The 21,868-nt window shown below is 41.6% G+C and carries 16 protein-coding genes and 1 pseudogene; 14 read left to right on the top strand and 3 right to left on the bottom strand.

Features of this window, described 5'->3' with window-relative positions:
- Nucleotides 1–42: 42 nt before the first annotated feature.
- Genes lepA through pdxJ form a run of 6 tightly spaced genes read left to right on the top strand, consistent with a single transcriptional unit; the run spans nucleotide 43 to nucleotide 5,871 of the window.
- Entirely contained in the window at nucleotides 43–1,830 is a 1,788-nt protein-coding gene (gene lepA / locus L0Z67_RS12555) for a translation elongation factor 4 (RefSeq protein WP_062569658.1), read from the top strand.
- Nucleotides 1,831–1,855: 25 nt separating this feature from the next.
- A complete protein-coding gene (lepB, locus tag L0Z67_RS12550; protein ID WP_405128083.1) occupies nucleotides 1,856–2,791 on the top strand; it encodes a signal peptidase I in 936 nt (311 codons plus the stop codon).
- 2 nt (nucleotides 2,792–2,793) lie between these two features.
- Nucleotides 2,794–3,471 carry a ribonuclease III gene (gene rnc / locus L0Z67_RS12545; protein WP_062569660.1) on the top strand — a complete coding sequence of 226 codons (678 nt, stop codon included), beginning with the start codon at nucleotides 2,794–2,796 and terminating at the stop codon, nucleotides 3,469–3,471.
- A complete protein-coding gene (gene era / locus L0Z67_RS12540) occupies nucleotides 3,461–4,393 on the top strand; it encodes a GTPase Era (RefSeq protein ID WP_062569661.1) in 933 nt (310 codons plus the stop codon). Before rnc ends, era begins: the two co-directional genes overlap by 11 nt.
- Before the next feature lie 16 nt (nucleotides 4,394–4,409).
- On the top strand, nucleotides 4,410–5,096 hold the full coding sequence (gene recO, locus L0Z67_RS12535; protein ID WP_062569662.1) for a DNA repair protein RecO: 687 nt from the start codon (nucleotides 4,410–4,412) through the stop codon (nucleotides 5,094–5,096).
- A 43-nt stretch (nucleotides 5,097–5,139) separates the two neighbouring features.
- Nucleotides 5,140–5,871 carry a pyridoxine 5'-phosphate synthase gene (pdxJ, locus tag L0Z67_RS12530; protein ID WP_062569663.1) on the top strand — a complete coding sequence of 244 codons (732 nt, stop codon included), beginning with the start codon at nucleotides 5,140–5,142 and terminating at the stop codon, nucleotides 5,869–5,871.
- A 57-nt stretch (nucleotides 5,872–5,928) separates the two neighbouring features.
- Here the strand turns inward: pdxJ and L0Z67_RS12525 are convergent, their stop codons facing one another.
- Together L0Z67_RS12525 and barA are read right to left on the bottom strand one after the other, a co-directional pair.
- Entirely contained in the window at nucleotides 5,929–6,255 is a 327-nt protein-coding gene (locus tag L0Z67_RS12525; RefSeq protein ID WP_062569664.1) for a hypothetical protein, read from the bottom strand.
- A 48-nt stretch (nucleotides 6,256–6,303) separates the two neighbouring features.
- A complete protein-coding gene (gene barA / locus L0Z67_RS12520) occupies nucleotides 6,304–9,072 on the bottom strand; it encodes a two-component sensor histidine kinase BarA (protein ID WP_405128728.1) in 2,769 nt (922 codons plus the stop codon).
- 80 nt (nucleotides 9,073–9,152) lie between these two features.
- Here barA and rlmD point away from each other — a divergent pair, with 80 nt between their 5' ends.
- The 5 genes and pseudogenes from rlmD (at nucleotide 9,153) to eno (ending at nucleotide 16,624) form a co-directional block, all read left to right on the top strand.
- Nucleotides 9,153–10,478 (top strand): 23S rRNA (uracil(1939)-C(5))-methyltransferase RlmD, encoded by a 1,326-nt coding sequence (gene rlmD / locus L0Z67_RS12515; RefSeq protein WP_062569665.1) that lies wholly within the window; start codon nucleotides 9,153–9,155, stop codon nucleotides 10,476–10,478.
- Nucleotides 10,479–10,486: 8 nt separating this feature from the next.
- Entirely contained in the window at nucleotides 10,487–12,646 is a 2,160-nt protein-coding gene (gene relA / locus L0Z67_RS12510) for a GTP diphosphokinase (protein WP_405128082.1), read from the top strand.
- A pseudogene (mazG, locus tag L0Z67_RS12505) lies at nucleotides 12,646–13,445 on the top strand (nucleoside triphosphate pyrophosphohydrolase). The gene relA and the pseudogene mazG overlap by 1 nt, the downstream one beginning before the upstream one ends.
- 146 nt (nucleotides 13,446–13,591) lie before the next feature.
- On the top strand, nucleotides 13,592–15,226 hold the full coding sequence (locus L0Z67_RS12500; protein WP_062569668.1) for a CTP synthase: 1,635 nt from the start codon (nucleotides 13,592–13,594) through the stop codon (nucleotides 15,224–15,226).
- A gap of 99 nt (nucleotides 15,227–15,325) precedes the next feature.
- A complete protein-coding gene (eno, locus tag L0Z67_RS12495; protein WP_405128081.1) occupies nucleotides 15,326–16,624 on the top strand; it encodes a phosphopyruvate hydratase in 1,299 nt (432 codons plus the stop codon).
- 47 nt (nucleotides 16,625–16,671) lie between these two features.
- Here eno and mutH read toward each other — a convergent pair whose 3' ends face one another.
- On the bottom strand, nucleotides 16,672–17,343 hold the full coding sequence (gene mutH, locus L0Z67_RS12490) for a DNA mismatch repair endonuclease MutH (RefSeq protein ID WP_405128080.1): 672 nt from the start codon (nucleotides 17,341–17,343) through the stop codon (nucleotides 16,672–16,674).
- 541 nt (nucleotides 17,344–17,884) lie between these two features.
- Here mutH and rppH point away from each other — a divergent pair.
- From rppH to L0Z67_RS12475, 3 genes are all read left to right on the top strand, one after another.
- Entirely contained in the window at nucleotides 17,885–18,403 is a 519-nt protein-coding gene (gene rppH / locus L0Z67_RS12485; RefSeq protein ID WP_062569670.1) for an RNA pyrophosphohydrolase, read from the top strand.
- Nucleotides 18,404–18,436: 33 nt separating this feature from the next.
- Nucleotides 18,437–20,713: a phosphoenolpyruvate--protein phosphotransferase gene (gene ptsP, locus L0Z67_RS12480; protein ID WP_062569671.1), complete on the top strand. Its 2,277-nt coding sequence runs from the start codon at nucleotides 18,437–18,439 to the stop codon at nucleotides 20,711–20,713.
- A 338-nt stretch (nucleotides 20,714–21,051) separates the two neighbouring features.
- Nucleotides 21,052–21,861, top strand: a complete 810-nt coding sequence (locus L0Z67_RS12475) for a sulfite exporter TauE/SafE family protein (RefSeq protein WP_193987656.1) — start codon at nucleotides 21,052–21,054, stop codon at nucleotides 21,859–21,861.
- Nucleotides 21,862–21,868: the final 7 nt, after the last annotated feature.

Raw genomic sequence — 21,868 nt, 5'->3', positions numbered from 1 at the left:
ATACACTTAGTCCATTTTATATAGAAGTTTAGAATCCAGTTTATGAAGCATATCCGTAATTTTTCGATCATCGCCCATATCGACCATGGTAAATCGACTCTCTCTGACCGTCTTATCCAAGTTTGTGGTGGTTTAACAGACCGTGAAATGCAGCAGCAGGTGTTAGACTCAATGGACATTGAGCGTGAGCGTGGTATCACCATTAAAGCGCAAAGTGTAACGCTAAATTATACAGCCAAAGATGGCGAGACCTATCAATTAAACTTCATCGATACCCCAGGGCACGTTGACTTCACTTACGAAGTATCACGTTCGCTTGCAGCCTGTGAAGGTGCGCTTTTAGTTGTTGATGCGGGTCAAGGTGTAGAAGCACAAACTTTGGCTAACTGCTATACAGCGATTGAAATGGACTTAGAAGTTATTCCTGTTCTAAACAAAATCGACTTACCGCAAGCCGATCCACTTCGCGTTGCTGAAGAAATCGAAGACATCATTGGTATCGACGCCTTAGAGGCTGTTCGTTGTAGTGCAAAAACAGGTATCGGTATTGAAGAAGTGTTAGAGGTTATCGTTAAAGATATTCCGCCACCAGAAGGTGACAAAGACAAGCCTCTACAAGCATTAATTATCGATTCATGGTTTGACCCATACCAAGGCGTTGTATCCTTAGTACGTATCAAGCACGGTGAGCTACGCGCGGGCGATAAAATTAAGATCATGTCGAATGACCAAGTTCACATTGCTGATAAAGTGGGTATTTTCACACCAAAGCAAACTAACACGGGCATCTTAAAAACCGGTGAAGTGGGCTTTGTAATTGCGGGTATTAAAGAAATCCATGGTGCACCAGTAGGTGATACCATTACTTTACAACGTAATTCTGCTCCAGAACGCTTACCAGGTTTCCAACGCATTAAACCACAGGTTTATGCGGGTATGTTCCCAATTTCATCAGATGATTATGAATCATTCCGTGATGCGCTTGATAAACTGAGCTTGAACGATGCATCGTTATTCTTCGAGCCAGAAAATTCAACAGCACTAGGTTTTGGTTTCCGTTGTGGCTTCTTAGGTATGCTACACATGGAAATCATCCAAGAGCGTCTTGAACGTGAATACGATATTGATCTTATTACCACGGCTCCTACGGTAATCTATGAAGTTGAAACTAAAGACGGCGTTAAGCAGATTGATAATCCATCTGATCTTCCACCGGTCAATAATATTCTTGAGATCCGTGAGCCAATTGTTGAAGCTAACATATTAGTTCCACAAGAATTTTTAGGTAACGTAATTACGCTTTGTGTTGAAAAGCGCGGCGTACAAACTAAAATGAACTACCACGGTAAGCAAGTGGCGGTAACATACGAATTACCAATGGCTGAGGTCGTTATGGACTTCTTCGATAAGTTAAAATCAACAAGCCGTGGTTTTGCGTCACTTGATTATAACTTTAAGCACTTCCAAGCGTCAGACATGGTACGCGTGGACGTACTAATCAATGGTGAACGTGTCGATGCATTAGCCATCATTGTACACCGTGATATCGCGCAATCACGTGGTCGTCTATTAGCTGAGGCACTGAAAGATCTGATTCCACGCCAACAGTTTGATATTGCAATTCAAGCGGCAATTGGTCAGCATGTTATTGCGCGTACAACTGTTAAACAGTTACGTAAAAACGTAATTGCAAAGTGTTACGGTGGTGACGTAAGCCGTAAGAAAAAGCTTCTACAGAAGCAAAAAGAAGGTAAAAAGCGAATGAAGCAACTAGGTAACGTTGAAGTGCCGCAAGATGCGTTCTTAGCTATCCTTAAAGTTGGTAAATAATAGTAGTTAATAAAGGAATTAATGCATGGCGGGTTATTTTTCGATTTTTTTAGTGTTGTTAACGCTTGGCTCAGGGCTAATCTGGTTAATTGACCATTTTATGTTTGCACCAAAGCGTCAACAACGCATCGCCCTTGCTCAAAATGCGTCGGGCGGTGAGCTAGACGAAGAAACTGCCGCATTAATTGCGCCAGAACCAAGTATTACTGAAACGGCAAAATCAATCTTCCCGATGATCGCCGCAATTACAATTTTTCGTTCATTTATTTTTGAGCCGTTTCAGATACCATCAGGTTCGATGATGCCAACGCTATTGGTTGGTGACTTTATATTGGTTCAGAAGTACTCATATGGTATTAAAGATCCAGTATGGCGTACTCAACTTGTTGATGTTGATGAGCCAGAGCGTGGTGATATAGTTGTATTTAAATACCCTTTGGATGAGCGCGTGGATTACATTAAACGTGCTGTCGGTTTACCAGGGGATAGAATAGTTTATCGTAATAAGCATCTTTATATCCAACCTAAGTGTGAGGATGGAGCAACGCAGCAAGGTGAGTTGTTGTGTAATGAATACAATAAAATTGATATGGAAATTCTCAATAGTGACGAATTCAAGCAAGGGTCTATGAATTTAGTACGCTTAGATGAAAATCTAGGCACAGTGAATCATAACATCTTGATTAACCCTGAAGCGCTTGAAATGAAGGGCCGTTATTATCAACAACCAGGTACACGCTCAGATGAGTGGGTTGTTCCTGCTGATCATTATTTTATGATGGGTGATAATCGTGATAACAGCCAAGACAGTCGCTTTTGGGGCTTTGTGCCAAAAGAAAACCTGGTAGGTAAAGCCGTCTTTATATGGATGAGTTTTGAATTTGAAAATGGCCCAGATGACTTCTTACCAAGCTGGGTTCCAACTGGTGTTCGTTTTGAACGCCTAGGTAATATTCAGTAACGATGAAAAAAAACGTAACAGAGTTATACAAAAAAATAGGTTATACATTCACTGATCAAGCTTTGCTTGAACAGGCAATGACGCACCGCAGCCATAAAGGTCAACATAACGAGCGCTTAGAGTTTTTAGGTGATTCTATATTGAGCTTTGTGATTGCGAATGCGCTTTACAGTAAATTTCCTAAAGCGCGAGAAGGTGACTTAAGTCGCATGCGCTCAACCTTAGTGCGTGGTCAAACACTGGCTGAATTTGGTCTTGAGTTTGGCTTAGGCGATTACTTACGCTTGGGTCCTGGTGAGCTTAAAAGCGGCGGTTTTCGTCGTGAATCGACCTTAGCCGACGCAGTTGAAGCCATTATTGGTGCCGTATTCCTTGATTCAAACATTGAACAATGTGGTGAGTTAATTTTAAGCTGGTATGAATCGCGACTTGATGCAATTTCACCGGGTTTAAATCAGAAAGATCCAAAGACATTACTTCAAGAATACTTACAAGCGCGCAAGTTATCGTTACCAGGCTACACTGTTATTGATACAAAAGGTCAAGCGCATAATCAAACATTCACGGTTGAATGTATTGTTGAAGGGATGGATAGTATTATCTCAGTCGGTAGCTCGCGTCGTAAAGCGGAGCAAAAAGCTGCTGAAAAAGCCTTAAAGATACTTAAAAATGAATCTTGATGATTTAATTAGCAAAGAGCCAGCAGAGCTTGATACGCACTGCGGGATGATTGCCATTGTTGGCCGTCCAAATGTGGGTAAATCAACTTTACTTAACTACATTGTTGAGCAAAAGGTGAGTATTACCTCCCGTAAACCACAAACCACACGTCATCGTATTATGGGTATTCATACAGAAGGCAAATACCAAGCCGTGTACGTAGATACGCCAGGCTTACACGTTGACGAAAAACGTGCCATTAACCGCCTAATGAATCGTGCAGCATCAAGCTCAATTGGTGATGTCGAGCTGATCATTTTTGTGGTTGAAGGTACGCATTGGAATGACGACGATGAGATGGTACTTAATAAAGTACGTCAAAGCGGTCGCCCAGTGCTATTGGTTATGAATAAAATTGACCAAGTTAAAGACCGTGACTTAGTACTGCCGCACATGCAGTTTTTGGGCGGTAAATTTGATTTCGTTGGTATCATGCCTGTTTCTGCAAAGCAGGGAAAAAATATTGAACTCATTAAAGATGAAGTGAAAAAGCGCCTACCGCTTTGTGAATTTTATTTCCCTGAAGACTATGTGACAGACCGTTCAATGCGCTTTATGGCGGCAGAGGTGATCCGTGAAAAGCTAATGCGCTTTATGGGTGATGAATTACCGTATTCTGTTACCGTTGAAATCGAGCAATTTAAATGGCTTGATAACGGTGTATGGCAAATTAATGGTCTGATCCTCGTTGAGCGTGAAACGCAAAAGCGCATGGTCATTGGCAATAAAGGCGAAAAGCTGAAAGTGATTGGCCGTGAAGCTCGTAAGGACCTTGAAGACATGCTTGATAATAAAGTGTTCTTAGAGCTTTGGGTAAAAGTGAAATCAGGCTGGGCTGACGATGAGCGTGCACTACGTAGCCTTGGCTATGGTGAAGACTAAGTAAAGCCTACACGCCATGGATAGCGAATTCTACACAGCATACTTGCTGCATCGACGTCCCTTTAGTGACTCGCAAGTCATGCTAGATATGCTGGTAGAAGGCGTTGGTCAGCTCAGAATGCTGGCTCGTATTAGTGGCCGCCAGGCCACTAAACATAAAGCACAACTGCAACCCTTCCAATCACTGCTGGTCAAGTACAGCGGCAAATCAGATTTAAAATACATTAATCACTTTGAACCCCATGATGGCCAAACTATGCTTACTGGCACCGAGCTCTATTGCGGTTTCTATTTGAACGAATTAACTAATCGTATCGTACCAATCAATGAGCCGATGGAAAGTGTTTATCATCTTTATAAGCAGCATTTAGACGAGTTATCAACCACTAAAAACCTACAAGCTGTGCTGCGCTCATACGAGTTTCAGTTACTTGAAATGCTTGGTTATGGCGTTGATTTTAGTGTGGATGCGCAAGGGGATGAAATTAACGATGCAGCAAATTACCAGTACTTTGCTGAGTACGGCTTTTTGTTGCATGACGACCCCCTCAGTGGCTTTTCTGGAAAGCAGTTAAATGCTATTGCTGCTCATGACTTTAGCGCACCAGATGTGTTATATATGGCAAAGCAATTAAGCCGATATCTACTTAAGCCTTTACTTGGCAAAAAGCCATTAAAAAGCCGTGAGTTATTTATTAAGTAGGCTGAAACTCAGCCATTAATCGTTGTTTTAAACAGGTAAAAAAATGAAAGATATTCTTCTTGGTGTAAACGTTGATCATATTGCCACTTTACGCCAAGCGCGTGGCACAAGTTACCCAGATCCAGCCCATGCGGCCGCGGTTGCTGAACATGCTGGTGCAGATGGTATTACTATTCATTTGCGTGAAGATCGGCGTCATATTCAAGACCGTGACGTGTATGTAATGGCAAAAACAATTCAAACACGTATGAATCTTGAAATTGCCGTGACTGATGAAATGATTGATATTGCCCTTGAAGTGAAACCGGCTTATGTGTGTTTGGTGCCGGAAAAGCGTGAAGAGCTAACGACCGAAGGCGGCCTTGACGTAGTGGGTAACTTTGAAAAAGTAAAAACAGCGACAGAAAAACTAACAGCAGCGGGTATTAAGGTGTCGTTATTCATCGATGCCGACAACGCGCAACTTGACGCTGCAAAAGCCTGTAATGCCCCATACGTTGAAATTCATACCGGCGCCTATGCTGATGCAGAAAATGACCAAGCGCTTCACACAGAGCTTGAGCGCATTCGCAGTGGCGTACAATATGCCGATAGCCTTGGCTTAATCGTCAATGCGGGTCATGGCCTTCATTACCACAACGTAAAACCGATTGCAGCAATGCCAGAAATCTACGAGTTGAACATTGGTCATGCGATTATTGCCCGTGCAGCAATTGATGGTTTAGAAAAAGCAGTGAGCGATATGAAGCGTTTAATGATCGAGGCGCGTTTATAATTGAGCTTTAGTCACTGAGTTTTAAAACGCGGAGCATGTTAAAACTGCTCCGCGTTTTTATTTGCTCAAATAAATGATCAACTGTGCAAGCTCTGATGATAACAAGGGAGAAAGACATAGCAGGGCGATTAAATACTGGTGCTTTTTCTTATAGTTCTGCAATACTTCGTCACCCAGTGTCGATAGCTCTCCCTTTTTAATTGAATGAAAAATAACGGAGTTTGGTTTCTCCTTCATTAACTTTGCTTTCTTGTTATATTCGTGCCATTGCTGAGTGTAGTTAGTCTTTACGTAATTATTAGCGACTTTACTTAGTTTAGTATAAAGATGAAAAAACCAAGCGAGCGAAACCGCACTAAAGACGATAAGTAAAACAAAATACATAACAGTTTCCTTATGAAATTCACATTTAGAGCATGTAGTCGAATGCTATTATCCTTGCTGCTCAGTCATTCCCGCATCATTTAACAAGTTATTTAGCTCATCAATCAACTCAAATAATTCAGGCTCAATGTAATTTAGGTCACAATCACTTTTAAGTGAGGTTTCTAGCGTTTCAGCAAGTGATTTTAGCTTAGGTACACCGGTGTAGCAGCATGCACCATGGAACTTATGAACAATGCTAAGTACATGTTCACAATCTTCTTTTTCAATTGCTTCATTAAGAAGGCGCAGAGTTTCCGGCACACTTAGTAGCAGCATATTAAGCATTTCGAGTGCGAGCTCTTCTTTGCCTCCTGCACGTTGTAGCGCGAGCTGCCAATCTAGGCGTGTACTTTCAAACGGAGGCTCCGATTGAGCTGTAACTGTTTTGCTCCGTTCTCTATTAATAGGCGACTGCGGACTGTGATCGCTGATTATTTGTTTTAACATGTCTTCATCAATTGGCTTGGTTAAATAACCCTTAAAGCCATCTTTGAGAAGTTGCTCTTTTTCACCGCTCAAAGCATGCGCTGTGACAGCAATGATTGGGGTATCTTCATTGAGTGAAGATTCACGAATAAGTTTGCATGCTGTAATGCCATCCATAATAGGCATTTGGATGTCCATAAATATTAAGTCGTACTTATGGCTTTTACTCAAGCTATAAGCTTGCGAACCGTTATGTGCTGTATCGATAAGTTCTATTTGCTCTTCAAGTAGGGTGCAAATAAGTTTTAAGTTAGCGTCGTTATCGTCAACAACCAGTACTTTTAGCGGCAATAACTTTTCATCGCCTTGTTCGATATTATGCACAGGGTGATCAAGTCGGTAAGGTGCAGCAAGCACTTCACATAGCTTACGATGATTAAGCGGCTTACTTAAACAGGCGTCAGCACCACTACCAACAAAAGCTTCACGCATATTGTGAGATACAGTGTTGAGCATAATGTATAAGTAGTCGGTTACAGGGCGTACAGCCTTTACATAACTCTTAAGTTGTTGCATATCATCAATCGTTGCTGTGTGGCCGATGATACAAATATCGTAGCTAAAATCCTTGTTGATTTCATTTATGAAGCTTTCTTCGTCGGTACAAGGCGTGACCTGTGTTTGCCATTCATTTAACAATGATAATGTTGCTTGATGAGTATGCTCGTGAGGTTCTAAATAAAGAATACGTTTGTTGATTAACGACTGTGTCGGTAAATCACTGGTAATTGAATTGCTCGGTGTTCTAAATACTGCATTAAAGGTAAAACAGGTGCCATTCCCTGGTGCTGAGTTTAAGGTTATTCGACCATTCATGGCTTCAACAATGTGTTTAGTAATAATTAAACCAAGGCCTGTGCCGCCAAATTTACGCGTAATACTTGAATCAGCTTGGCCAAATGGGGTGAATAGGGCGTCTTGTTTATCCATTGGAATGCCCACCCCCGTATCGGTGACAGACACCAAGATAGATGCGCGTTCTTCATCTAATAAACGGTGGCCAACATCCACTTTTATAGACCCTTTTTCGGTAAATTTTATGGCGTTGCTCAAAAGATTAATTAAAACTTGTTTAAAGCGGGTTGGGTCGCCGGTGAGGTTATCAGGCACGTTTGGGTGGATAAATATTGATAACTCTAGCTGCTTTTCATGCGCACTAGGAGCAAGTAAGGTCAGTACTTCATTAATCGTATCGCGAAGCTGAAATTGCAATGACTCCAACTCCATTGCACCTGCTTCTAATTTAGAGAAATCTAAAATATCACTGATAATGGTCATTAAGCTGTTTGCAGAAAGTTCAATGGTGTCTAAGTAATCTTTTTGATGCTTATTAAGCGGTGTTTTATATAATTGACGAGTAAAGCCAATAACTCCATTTAGAGGCGTTCTGAGTTCATGACTCATTTTTGCTAAGAAGTCAGACTTAACACGGTTAGCATCTTGTGCATCTTTTTTAGCAATGCTTAGCTGAATATTTTGTGTTTCATATTGTTCAAGAGTTTCACGATAATCAGAGGTTGCTTGGTCAATATGCTTTTGCATTTCGTCTCGTTGCATCACCATGGTGTGTGAAATTGTATTGAGCCCTTCTCGAAGTAGCTCAAACTCGCCAAACATTTTCTTGTCGAGGCCGGTATCAACTTTACCTTCAATTAACTTATCGGTAGCGAGTACTAACTTATTAAGAGGCTGAACAAACATGCGAGTGAGCCTAAATGCTAAAATTGTGGCAAGTACCAAGGCTAAAATAATTACAATTCCACTTACAAGTAGTGCGCGTTGCTGGCCGATAATTGCTTGTTGCTTGTTAAGCATAATGACGACAGTGCCAAGTGATGCTTGGTAACTATGATGATTCCAAATCATATCTTGGCGACTATGATTAATAATAGCCGTTGAAAAGGTTAAATAATGTTTAGAGTTTTTGACATTGATACCCTCAAGTGCTGCCGAGTTATTAGTAACGATATCTTTAAATTCACTTTGATACTTACTAAAAATGACCAGCTCGTTATTTTCATCGAATATGGCGATCGACTGTATAGCAGGGGCGTGTTTATTATGGGTATGGCTTACCAAACGTGTTAGTAAAGTTTTATTCCGCTTTAGCAGAGGTTGCTCTACAGCAATGGCAAGTGGCTCGATAATTGTTACGCCTTGTTGATATAAAATTTCATCGAGCTCAATGTAACGATTTATTGTAAAATAACCGCCCAGCAACAAGCCTATGATTACAGTCGGTATCAAAGTTAGGGTTAAGACTGAATCACGTAAGCCAAATTTCGTCATAAGATAGGTTGTTGTCATTATTATCGTTGTTTAAGAGTATATACTTACTCCCGCTTTATCAATAATTAAGGTGTTGTCCGATGGCACAGATTTTCAAAGCCAAGAAGAAATCCGTTTCACAAAAAATGATCACGTTATCGGTTACAGCAATGGATCATCAAGGGCGTGGGGTTGCAAAACATAATAATAAAGTGTGTTTTGTAAATGGTGCGCTGCCAGGTGAAGAAGTTAAAGCGCAACTTGTTGAAGACAAAGCTCGTTTTGCTAGCGCCGATTGTAAAAAAGTGCTTCATGGATCTGAATATCGAGTTAAGCCATTTTGTGAACATTATCAGGTGTGTGGAGGATGTCAGTTACAGCACTTAGATGCTTCTCAACAATTAGTTGAGAAGCAAGCTGCAGTGAGTCAGCTGTTTGCGAAGTTTGCTAAGGTCACTAGCTTAAACTGGGAAGAACCACTGACCAGTGATATGCAGCATTACAGGCGTTCGGCTCGCATTGCTGTAATGCATGATAAAGCAGCTAAAAAAATGCGTGTTGGTTACCGTGCGCAAGGCTCGAAGCAACTGGTGAGTATTAATCAATGTGATGTGTTAACTAGCACATTCAGTGAACTTTTTACTCTTTTTGATTTACTTATTAATACACATAAAGGCTTACATAGTATAACCCATTTACAATTGTGTGAGGCTGATAATGCTGCGTTTGTGGTTATCCGACATACGAAACCAATAAGTGAAGAGCTTAAGTCATTCGTTGCTCAAGCTTGCCAAGAACAACAATGGTTAATTGTTTGGCAATCAGAAAGTGGGCAGATTGATCAGTCACACTATCCGATGCCGTACTACACTATACCTAAATATGATTTAACCTTTGAATTTGGCCTTGAAAATTTTATTCAAGTTAATCCGCAAGTGAATCAAGCTATGCTCAATCAAGCAAAAGAGTGGTTAGATTTACAAGGTCATGAACAAGTGTTGGATTTGTTTTGTGGAATTGGTAATTTTTCATTGCTGCTTGCAAAGTATGCAAAACACGTAATTGGTGTCGAAGGAGTGGATTCTGCGGTTGCATTAGCGAAACAAAATGCGCACACTAACTCATTATCGAATACTGATTTTTACTGCTTTGATTTAACTCAATCGATGCAATCCGCTGCGTGGTTTAGTGCTGAACTTGATGTGTTAGTACTTGACCCATCACGCACAGGTGCGATGGCTATTTTAGAGCAATTACCGCTTACCCAGTTTAAAACGATTTTATATGTCTCTTGTGATCCTGTTACTTTAGCCCGTGACAGTGCAATTATTTTACAAGCAGGCTTTAGCATTAAAAAAATTGGGCTTATGAATATGTTTCCACATACGGGGCATATCGAAACAATGGCGTTATTTCACAGGAGGTAAAGCGCACTATGGTAGCTACTAGACAATCACATCAGCTTACAAAGCAGAGTGATTTTGCCAGCCGTATCGAGCTGTTAGCGCTAACAGAAGACAAAACTACCTTATTAGAGCAGGCGCATGAGCTGTGCCTACATTGTGACGATACGAAACGTCAGAATATCGCCATTGAAATGGTGGAGATTTTAGCTGAACTGAATTTAGATGCGGACTCACTGGCTACGGCATTTTTAACGCCTTATTTCTTAGCTGAAAAAATTTCGCTTGAGACAGTCACAGAAAAGTTAGGTAATCACGTTGCGTTATTACTTACAGGCGTAAGCCAAATGGCGACGATCAGTACCTTGGCTCACCAAGGTAAGGGCACAGTGCAAATCGACAATATCCGCCGTATGTTGTTAGCCATGGTTGAAGATGTGCGTGCCGTGGTGATTAAATTAGCGGAACAAGTATGCCACTTACGTGATGTGAAAGACGCCAGTGAAGAAGAGCGTGTCATTGCCGCTAAGGAAACACGCGATATCTTTGCGCCCCTTGCTAACCGTTTAGGAATTGGTCAGCTTAAATGGGAGCTTGAAGATCTTTCGTTCCGTTACCTGCACCCAGACACCTATAAGAACATCGCAAAACAGCTTGATGATAAGCGCCTTGCTCGCGAAGCTTACATGGAAAACATGGTTGCTTTAGTAAAATCACGCTTGGCTGAAGCGGGTATTGAAGGTGAAGTATATGGCCGACCTAAACATATCTACAGTATTTACAAAAAAATGGCGCAAAAGAACTACGAGTTTGATCAGCTGTTTGATATTCGCGCTATGCGCATTGTGGTAGAGCGCCTGCAAGATTGTTACGCAGCATTAGGTATCGTGCATACTAATTGGCGCCATTTAAATAAAGAATTTGACGATTATATTGCAACGCCAAAACAAAATGGCTATCAGTCAATCCATACCGTGGTATTTGGCCCTGAAGGTAAAACCGTTGAAATTCAAATTCGCACAAGCGAAATGCACCAAGATGCCGAGTTGGGTGTGGCTGCACACTGGATGTATAAAGAAGGGGCATTGCCAGGGCGTGGTTCGGGCTATGAGCAAAAAATTAGTTGGTTACGTAAATTACTACAATGGCAAGAAGAGGTTGTTGATGGTAGTGATTTAGCTGAAGAGCTTAAAAACCAAGTAGTTGAAGACCGTGTTTATGTGTTCACGCCAAAAGGCGATATTTTCGATTTACCACTGGGTGCAACACCGCTTGATTTTGCTTATTACATTCATTCAAATGTCGGACATCGCTGCATAGGTGCGAAAATTTTCGGCAAAATAGTGCCGTTTACCCATCAACTTAGCACCGGCGATCAAGTTGAAATCTTAACGCAAAAACAAGCTAATCCAAGTCGAGACTGGTTAAATCCATCCCTAGGTTATATCAAGTCGTCACGCGCTCGCTCAAAAATACATCATTGGTTTAAACAACTTGATCGCGATAAAAACTTAAGTGCAGGTAAAGAGATTCTTGAAACTGAGCTGCAAAAACTGGAGCTGACAACAAAAGATTTAACCCCTGCAATTGAGCGTTTTAACTTACGTGGGTTAGAGGACTTAATGGTGGCTGTTGGCGCTGGGGATGTGCGTCTTAATCAACTTCTCAACTTTATCAGTGATCGTGATGACGATGAGCCACAAATAAAACTCAAAAAGCCAAAAAATGTCAATGGCGATAAAAACGGCATTGTGGTGGATGGCGTCGGTAGTTTAATGAGTCACGTTGCTAAGTGCTGCCGACCAGTGCCTGGCGATGAAATCATCGGTTACATTACCCAAGGCCGTGGTATTGCCGTGCACCGTGAAGACTGTGATTCATTTAATAAACTAAAAGAGAAACACCCAGAGCGAGTGATTTCTGTGAGTTGGTCTGATGATGTTAACGGCTCCTATGCGTTGACGATTAAAGTTGAAGCAACCGATAGATCAGGACTTATTAGAGACATTAGTTCCGTGCTTGCGAATGAAAAAGTGAATGTGCTCAATATGAATGTCAACACCGTTGAAGATAAGCAATTAGCGTTATTCTCAATGCAAGTTGAAGTGCACGACTTATCGAGCACAAACCGCTTATTGTCTAAATTACATCAAATAGAAGGTGTGCATGATGCAAAGCGTGGACACGCATAATGTCAGATAAGCAGGTTATTGAGCAGTCATTAGCGATAATGGAAAAACTACGGGACCCAGAATCTGGGTGCCCGTGGGATTTAAAACAAGACTTTAAATCAATAGTGCCGCACACCCTTGAAGAAGCTTACGAAGTTGCAGACTGCATTGAAAAAGGTGAGCTTAGCGAGCTTAAAAGTGAGCTTGGTGATTTACTGTTTCAAGTCATTTTTTATGCGCAGCTTGCTAAAGAGCAGGGCTTATTTGATTTTGCCGATGTGGCAAATACGCTTAATGAGAAATTAGTTCGTCGTCATCCACATGTCTTTACAGAGCAAAGTGAGCTGACCGACGCTGAACTTTCGGCGCAGTGGCAGGCTATTAAAGCTCAGGAGCGAGCAGAAAAAACAGCTTCACCGCAAATGAGTCTTTGGCAAGATATTCCAGATGCCATACCTGGACTTTCTAAAGCAAAAAAATTCAACAACGCGTGGCGAGCTTAGGATTTGATTGGCCAAGTTATCATGGTGCGTTAGATAAAGTGGCTGAAGAAATTGATGAGGTCAAAGAAGCCCTTCAACAGGATCCATATTCTGAGCACAGCGCAGAAGAGTTAGGTGATTTATTATTTGCGACGGTCAATGTTGCCCGTCATCTAAAACGCGATCCTGAGCAACTGCTTCGAAATGCCAATAGAAAGTTTACATCACGTTTTGAAAAAGTTGAGGCTTATTTAAGTACGCGAGGGCAAAGCCTAGAAACAGCAACACTAGAGCAAATGGATGAGGCGTGGGAAGCAATTAAACTGCCTACGAAGTAACATGCTTCGAAGCGGTTTTCCCCGCGCTCGTTTTTTGTGCACTAATTTGCTAATTTTATCTGGATTGATAGCAGTCCCTTTGCTATAATATCGCCCCGTCTTGATTCTATATTATTCCTTTTAATTCCTGATATTCTAGGGTTCGCATGAGTACAAAATTTATCTTCGTTACTGGCGGGGTTGTTTCTTCGTTGGGTAAAGGTATTGCAGCAGCGTCATTAGCCGCTATTTTAGAAGCACGTGGTCTAAACGTGACAATTTTAAAGCTGGATCCTTATATCAACGTTGACCCAGGCACTATGAGCCCAATTCAGCACGGTGAAGTATATGTTACTGAAGACGGTGCAGAAACTGACCTTGATTTAGGTCACTATGAGCGTTTCATCCGTACCAAGATGACTAGCCGCAACAACTTCACACAAGGTCGTGTTTATGAAGATGTGCTACGACGTGAGCGTCGTGGTGAGTACCTTGGTGCAACTATTCAGGTTATCCCACACATCACAAACGATATTAAGCAACGTGTATACGACGGTGCAGAAGGTAGCGATGTCGCTATCGTTGAAATCGGTGGTACAGTGGGTGACATTGAGTCACAACCGTTCTTAGAAGCAATTCGTCAGCTTGGCACTGAAATCGGCCGTGAGCGCGCATTGTTTATCCACCTGACGCTTGTGCCATTCTTAGGCCCTGCAGGTGAAGTGAAAACGAAACCAACGCAACATTCAGTTAAAGAGTTGCGTTCGATTGGTATTCAACCAGATATCTTAATCTGTCGTTCTGATCGTAAATTACCGAATAACGAGCGTGCAAAAATCGCACTTTTCACTAACGTTGAAGAGAAAGCGGTTATTTCATTACCTGACGTAGAAAGCATCTATAAGATCCCTGCGTTACTTAAGTCACAAGAACTTGATAACTTCGTATGTCGTCGTTTCTACCTTGAGTGCCCTGAAGCAGACTTATCTGAGTGGGAGCAAGTGTTATATCAAGAGTCTAACCCAACAGGTGAAGTGACAATTGGTATGGTAGGTAAATACATCGAACTACCAGATGCGTATAAATCAGTAAACGAAGCATTAAAGCATGCGGGTCTTAAAAATCGCCTAACGGTGAACATTGAGTACGTTGATTCACAAGACTTAGAAAGCAAAGGGACTGAGTTACTGTCTCACCTTGACGCTATCTTAGTACCAGGTGGCTTCGGCGGCCGTGGTGTTGAAGGTAAGATTTTAGCGGCTAAATATGCACGTGAAAACAAAGTTCCTTATTTAGGCATTTGTTTAGGTATGCAAGTGGCGCTTATTGAATATGCGCGTAACGTTGCTGGCCTTGAGGGTGCAAACTCAACCGAGTTCAATGCTAAATCAGCACACCCTGTGGTTGGTTTAATCACTGAGTGGCAAGATGCTGACGGTAACGTTGAAATTCGTGATGAGCAATCTGACTTAGGTGGCACTATGCGTTTAGGTGCACAGAAGTGTCATTTAATCGCTGGTTCTAAAGTAAGCGAAGTATATGGTAGTGACGAAATTGTAGAACGTCACCGTCACCGTTACGAAGTAAACAACCACTATGTAGAGCAGCTTGAGAAAGCTGGCTTGAGTTTCACTGGTTTATCTGAAGATAAGAAACTAGTCGAAATCATCGAGAATAAAGATCACCCTTGGTTTATTGCCGCGCAATTCCACCCGGAATTCACGTCAACACCACGTGATGGTCACCCGCTATTTGAAGGGTTTGTTGCAGCTGCACACACTCACCAAAAAGCGTCATCGTAATTTAAATAGGCCGTGCTATATGCACGGCTTATTTGTTTTAAAAAGCCAGCAAGAATAAGCTGGCACAAACTCACCATTTTCGGGAAAAGAGGAATCAAGATGTCAGAAATCGTAAAAGTGATTGGTCGCGAAATCATGGACTCGCGTGGTAACCCAACTGTTGAAGCTGATGTACATTTAGCTGATGGTTCATGGGGCCGTGCTGCAGCACCCTCTGGTGCATCAACAGGTACTCGCGAAGCGCTTGAATTACGTGATGGTGATAAAGCACGTTACCTAGGTAAAGGTGTTTTAAAAGCGGTAGGCTATATCAATAACGAAATCGCTGAAGCGCTTAAAGGTCAAAACGCAGTTGATCAACAAGCTGTTGACCAAGTAATGCTAGATTTAGATGGCACTGAAAACAAAGAAAAATTAGGTGCGAATGCTATCTTAGCAGTATCTTTAGCAACGGCTAAAGCAGCTGCAAACTCTAAAGGCGTAGAGCTTTATGAGCACATTGCAGACCTTAACGGCACACCAGGTGTTTACTCTATGCCATTACCTATGATGAACATCATCAACGGTGGTGAGCACGCAGATAACTCTGTTGATATTCAAGAGTTTATGATTCAGCCAGTGGGCGCGCCAAACTTCCGCGAAGCGTTACGCATGGGCGCTGAAGTATTCCACAGCTTAGCTAAAGTGCTAAAAGCTGAAGGTCATTCTACATCAGTAGGTGATGAAGGTGGTTTTGCACCAAACCTTGAATCAAACGAAGCGGCACTTGCTGCAATCAAGGTGGCTGTTGCAAATGCAGGTTATGAGCTTGGTAAAGATATCACACTAGCGCTAGACTGCGCGGCATCTGAGTTCTACGACAAAGAAGCAAATATCTACGACCTTAAAGGCGAAGGTAAAAAATTCACGTCTGAAGAATTTAACCACTTCCTTAAAGGCCTTACTGAGCAATACCCAATTGTATCAATTGAAGACGGCTTAGATGAGTCTGATTGGGATGGTTTCGCACACCAAACACAACTAATTGGCGACAAAGTACAATTAGTAGGTGACGACCTTTTCGTAACTAACACGAAGATCTTAAAGCGTGGTATTGATAACGGTATTGCTAACTCAATCCTAATCAAGTTCAACCAAATCGGTTCATTAACTGAAACGCTTGCTGCTATCAAAATGGCTAAAGACGCAGGCTTTACAGCTGTTATCTCACACCGTTCAGGTGAAACAGAAGATGCAACAATTGCTGATTTAGCAGTAGGTACTGCGGCAGGTCAAATCAAAACGGGTTCATTAAGCCGTTCTGACCGTATTGCTAAGTACAACCAATTACTTCGCATTGAAGAAGTATTAGGTGAAAAAGCACCTTACAACGGTCTTAAAGAGGTTAAAGGTCAGTAATCTGGCTTAGCTTATCAAGACTTTAAAAACCTCCTTCGGAGGTTTTTTTATAGCTGAAATTGTTGTTTTAGGATCTCGCCGGTGAAGCTGGTTTTTAAGTAAAAACCACGGGGTAAGGTTTGTACTATCTGGCCATTTGGGCCAATTGCATCGGTCAGTGCTTTGCTATTAGCAGCTTTTGGTCTTATTTGCATAACATCGCCCAAATGACCCGAAATTTCATCCACGCGACCCAAGGCGATTAGCTCCATTTGTTCTTCCCAATCACGTTGTAAAAGGGCATCTTGCTCTGCGCTTGGCTGCCATAAAAAGCCACTGCCAATAGTACGGTGAAAAGGCAGTATTTCGCGCTCGCCTAAAATCGGTAGCCACAAAACATGATTGAGCTTTTTACGTACCGTACTTTGCTGCCAAGTCATGCCTGTTACATTCAGTAGCGGTGTTACAGAAACAAAGGTTGTTTCGAGTGGCTTTCCTTTAAATGAGATTGGCAGAGTTTTAAGCTCAATGCCGAGATCTTCAAAATCAGGTGTTGGTTTAGAGCCCGCCGTTGCGCCAAGTACATATTCGATTAGTTGGCCGGTCCAGCCTTTTTCACGTAGTAAATCGTCAGGGGTTTTGAACTGGTACTGCTCAGCTAATTGCCCTAGTGTGAGGCCAGCTATGGCATCAACTCGTTGCATTAATTCGTTTATAGAGGCAGGTTTTATTGGTCGCATAAGGCGTTTATTTGGTTGTCTAATTAACCATATCATGATAGCAAATGCGCGCCTTAGTGGATATCTTTGTGTTTGGGTGTTTTTTGCTCATGGTTGAAGTGAGCTAAAAACCAACACTAAGAAAAATACTTCTTAACTTTTAACCCATTGAAATTTATATGCATTAGTTTCTTTGAGTCTCATGTGGGATTAAGAAATGAATAAGTTGTTTGTATAAATACAGATATATAAACACGTTTATCCACAGTTTCTGTGGAGAAACTGCATTTTAGAATGCCTTATTGTGGATTTGTTTGCAAAATAGCCATGTTTTATAAAAGTTATGCACAAGCTGTGGGTAAGGTGGTTGAAATGCTGTTGTAAATAGCTATTTTGTGTAAAAGACCTATTTTTATAAGAATAGAATTGTAAGGTATTGATTATGTGGATTTGTTAAAAACATTATTTTATATCTTGCAGGATGTTAGATGTAATAGTGTTTGCTGTATCGCAGGTTATGTGGAACAATCAATAAAAATCGACTTACAAATGAGGCACTAAGGTGATTGATGCCGAAGGTTTTCGTGCCAATGTCGGAATTGTGATTTGCAATAATCAGGGACAAGTATTTTGGGCTCGTCGCTACGGTCAGCACTCTTGGCAATTTCCCCAAGGTGGTGTGGACGATGGTGAAACGGCTGAGCAAACCATGTACAGAGAATTACACGAAGAAGTAGGCTTGCTTCCTGAAGATGTTGAAATCGTTGCAAGTTCAAAACATTGGTTACGTTATAAATTACCCAAACGTTTAATTCGCAGAGACTCAAGTCCTGTGTGTATTGGACAAAAGCAAAAATGGTTTTTACTCAAACTACGCTGTAAAGACGAAGATGTAGACTTACTTAAAACCCATCACCCCGAGTTTGATGATTGGCGTTGGGTGAGTTATTGGTATCCTGTGCGACAAGTTGTATCATTTAAGCGCGATGTTTATCGCCGTGTAATGAAAGAGTTTGCACCATTAGCTATGCCATTTAACAAACGAGAACAACATAAAGAGAATTGGCGACAGAGACGATAAAGGTCACTTTATTTAAATACAAGGAGCAGCATCATGTTAGCCACGCTCAGATCCATTGCTGAGGCTGTGTCGCAACAAGCGGACTTAGACAGTGCGCTGGCGTGTTTTGTGAAAATGGTAAAAGAAGCCATGCAAACACAGTGCTGCTCAATTTATTTTGCCGATTATAGCCAAGACAACTTTGTATTAATGGCCACGCAAGGTCTCAACCCTGATGCAGTCGGTAAGTTTCGTATCGGTTTTACAGAAGGGCTCGTTGGCCTTGTTGCTCAGCGTGAAGAGCCTATAAATATTGCTTTTGCAAAGTCTCACCCGCGTTTTAAACTCTCTCCAGAGGTCAATGAAGAAGGTTACAATGCTTTCTTGTCAGTGCCTGTTGTACATCAAAAAAAGGTCTTGGGTGTCATTGTTGTACAGCAAAAGCTTGCCCGTGTATTTAGTCCAGATGAAGAGTCCTTTTTAATTACTTTGTCTGCACAACTTGCCTCACAACTTGCTCATGCTGAAATTAAAGAAGTGCTTAGGCTCGATGAGTTTTCACATCAAACCTCGGTATTAAAAGGCGTTTCGAGCGCCCCAGGGATTGCTATAGGCCAAGCATTTGTTGTACTACCTAAGCTTGATTTTAGCTCAATAGAGTTACAAAAAGATGAGGATGTAAGCACACAACGTAAACTTTTCACGCAAGCTGTTGCAGCAACCCGCAATGAATTTAATACGCTGTCTATGACGTTAAGCGATTCAATTCCTAAAGAAGCGTTAGCAGTCTTTGATGTTTACCAACAATTACTTGATGCCAAAAGCTTAGGGCAGAATGTTGAAGCTCAGTTACAACAGGGCTGGAGCGCAAAAAGCGCGTTGAAAATTGTGATTGAAAAATTAGTTGCACAGTTTAATGCCATGCAAGACCCTTACATCAAAGAACGAGCCGTTGACGTAAAAGACATAGGTTTACGCGTGTTGCATCATCTAGTCAACACTGAATATGCAGCTAAACCATACCCCCAAGATACGATTTTAATTGCCAGTACGTTAACACCCGCTATGCTTGCCGAAGTACCCAAAGGGCATTTAGCAGGGGTTGTGAGTGTTAATGGGGCTGCAAATAGTCATGCCTCTATTTTGACACGTGCAATGGGGATCCCTGCTATTTGGGGCATTGAAGATCTACCATTATTGCAGTTCGATGGAAAACCGATGATTTTAGATGCTTACGCAGGGCGTTTGTATATTTCTCCATCACAATCACTGCACGATAAATACAGTCAGCTTAAATACCAAGAAGCCCTTTTAAATGATCGCTTTTTAGCTGAGCAAGATCTTGAGGCCATTACCTTAGACGGTGAACATATCAGCTTGCTTTTAAACGCCGGCCTTGAGATGAATACCGAGCATGATAATAAACGCTTGTGTGACGGTGTTGGCTTATATCGAACTGAAGCTTGGTTTATGCAAAAAGGCCAATTCCCGTCTCAATCAGATCAAGAACATTGGTATCGAGAGGTGCTAACATGTTATCACCCCAATCCTGTGGTGATGCGCACGTTAGATATTGGTGGCGATAAAGTTTTAGACTACTTCAATATCAGTGAAGAAAACCCATTTTTAGGTTGGCGTGGTATTCGCGTAACGCTTGATCATCCTGAGCTCTTTTTAGATCAACTCAAAGCTATGCTTAAAGCGAATATAGGCTTGGGTAATTTAAAAATAATGTTGCCTATGATTAGCGGAACAGAAGAGGTTGAAGAGTCACTTAAGCTTTTAGAGCAGGCTTATTTTGAGCTTGAAGAGCAATTTCCAGAGCAAGCAATTGAGCGCCCAGAAATAGGCGTGATGTTAGAAGTACCCTCTAGCGTCTTTATGCTTGAAGAATGGTCGCAAAAAGTCGATTTTTGCTCTGTGGGCAGCAACGACTTAACGCAATATATGCTCGCAGTTGATCGTTCAAATGCACGTGTTGCAGAGTTATTTAACCCGTATCATCCAAGTGTGCTCAGAGTATTGCTTAAAGTAGCGCAAGAGTGTCAAAACCATGAATTGCCATTTAGTTTGTGTGGTGAGCTTGGGGGAGACCCCGAAGGCGCCTTATTACTGATAGCAATGGGCTATCGTCGTTTAAGTATGAACTATGCATCGATTAGTAAAATTAAGTTTGTATTACGGCGTCTTAAAGTCAGTGATATGGAACACTTACTTCAGCAGTGTCTTATTCAACCTACCGCCAAGCACGTATTACGCTTGACCCGAAATTTTATGATTGAACATCAACTCGGTGAGTTATTTTACACACCTAGCCAAGAGCATACATGATCGGAAATTGTGCTGTGAAGCACCTATACCTAAGCCACCTCAAGATGTAGAATTCAGCGTTTCACAGGTGCTTAATATCAAGGCGTTACTTTGCAACAATGGCAGTCCCTTTTAAGAAGTAACAACGATGAGAGTAAGTGCCTGTGAAATGCCCAAAGGGTTGGTTTAAAAGCGATTTATACTGCGTTATTGATTTTAACAATAGAACCACTATTACTTGCAATCAATGCCTTGCCTAAATCGCTTTTAATTCCAACTGAAACTCGCATCTTGAGGTGGTTTGGGTATATATATTAGTTTAATATATGTATATAACAAAGTGAATATATGAGTGTTTTATGCATGATGTAATACTTTTGATGGCTTACTGCGCAATTTTAGGCAGTGTTGTTGGCTTTTTAGCAGGACTGCTTGGTATCGGCGGTGGTTTAATTATTGTGCCTGCGCTGAGCGCATTACTAGTGGCTTTTAATGTGGCTGATTCTGAGCATGTATTAGTGATTGCCATTGCTACATCGCTTGCTTCTATTATTTTTACATCAACTTCTTCAGCGTTTGCTCATCATCGCAATGCTAACGTCCCTTGGGAAATAGCGCCTTGGGTTATGACAGGGGTGGGCATTGGTGCCCTTATCAGTGGGTTTGCAGCGAGTTTAATTCCCGAACAATTATTACGTTTTGTGTTTGCAGGAAGTGTTGTGTTTATTGCACTGCGTATGGTGTTATCAACACGAAAAAAAGCGGCAAGTGAAAAACCTTTACCACAGGGTCCTATTCTTGGTTTTTTATGTGCCATAATGGGCGCGCTATCGGGTTTAATCGGTATTGGTGGTGGCGCACTCATTGTGCCGTTACTGCATTATTTCTCTGTAGATATAAAAAAGGCCATCGGTTGTGCTGCGGCTTGTGGTATTGTCATTGCGTTATTTGGCTCAGTTGGTTATGTATCAGCAGGTTGGCAGGTGACTTCTTTGAGTGATGGTTTTGCGGGATTTGTATATCTGCCTGCGTTACTAGGCATCGTGGTTACTTCGTCGCTAATAGCGCCTATAGGTGCTAAAGCCACTCATTACCTGCCGGTGACAACAATAAAAAAAGTATTCGCGTTATTACTTGTAATAATTGCACTTAAAATGGTGTTTAGTTAAAGGTTTT

The organism is Pseudoalteromonas sp. PB2-1 (assembly GCF_045040605.1).
Lineage (GTDB): Bacteria > Pseudomonadota > Gammaproteobacteria > Enterobacterales > Alteromonadaceae > Pseudoalteromonas > Pseudoalteromonas arabiensis.
This window is presented reverse-complemented; position numbering and strand designations above follow the sequence as displayed.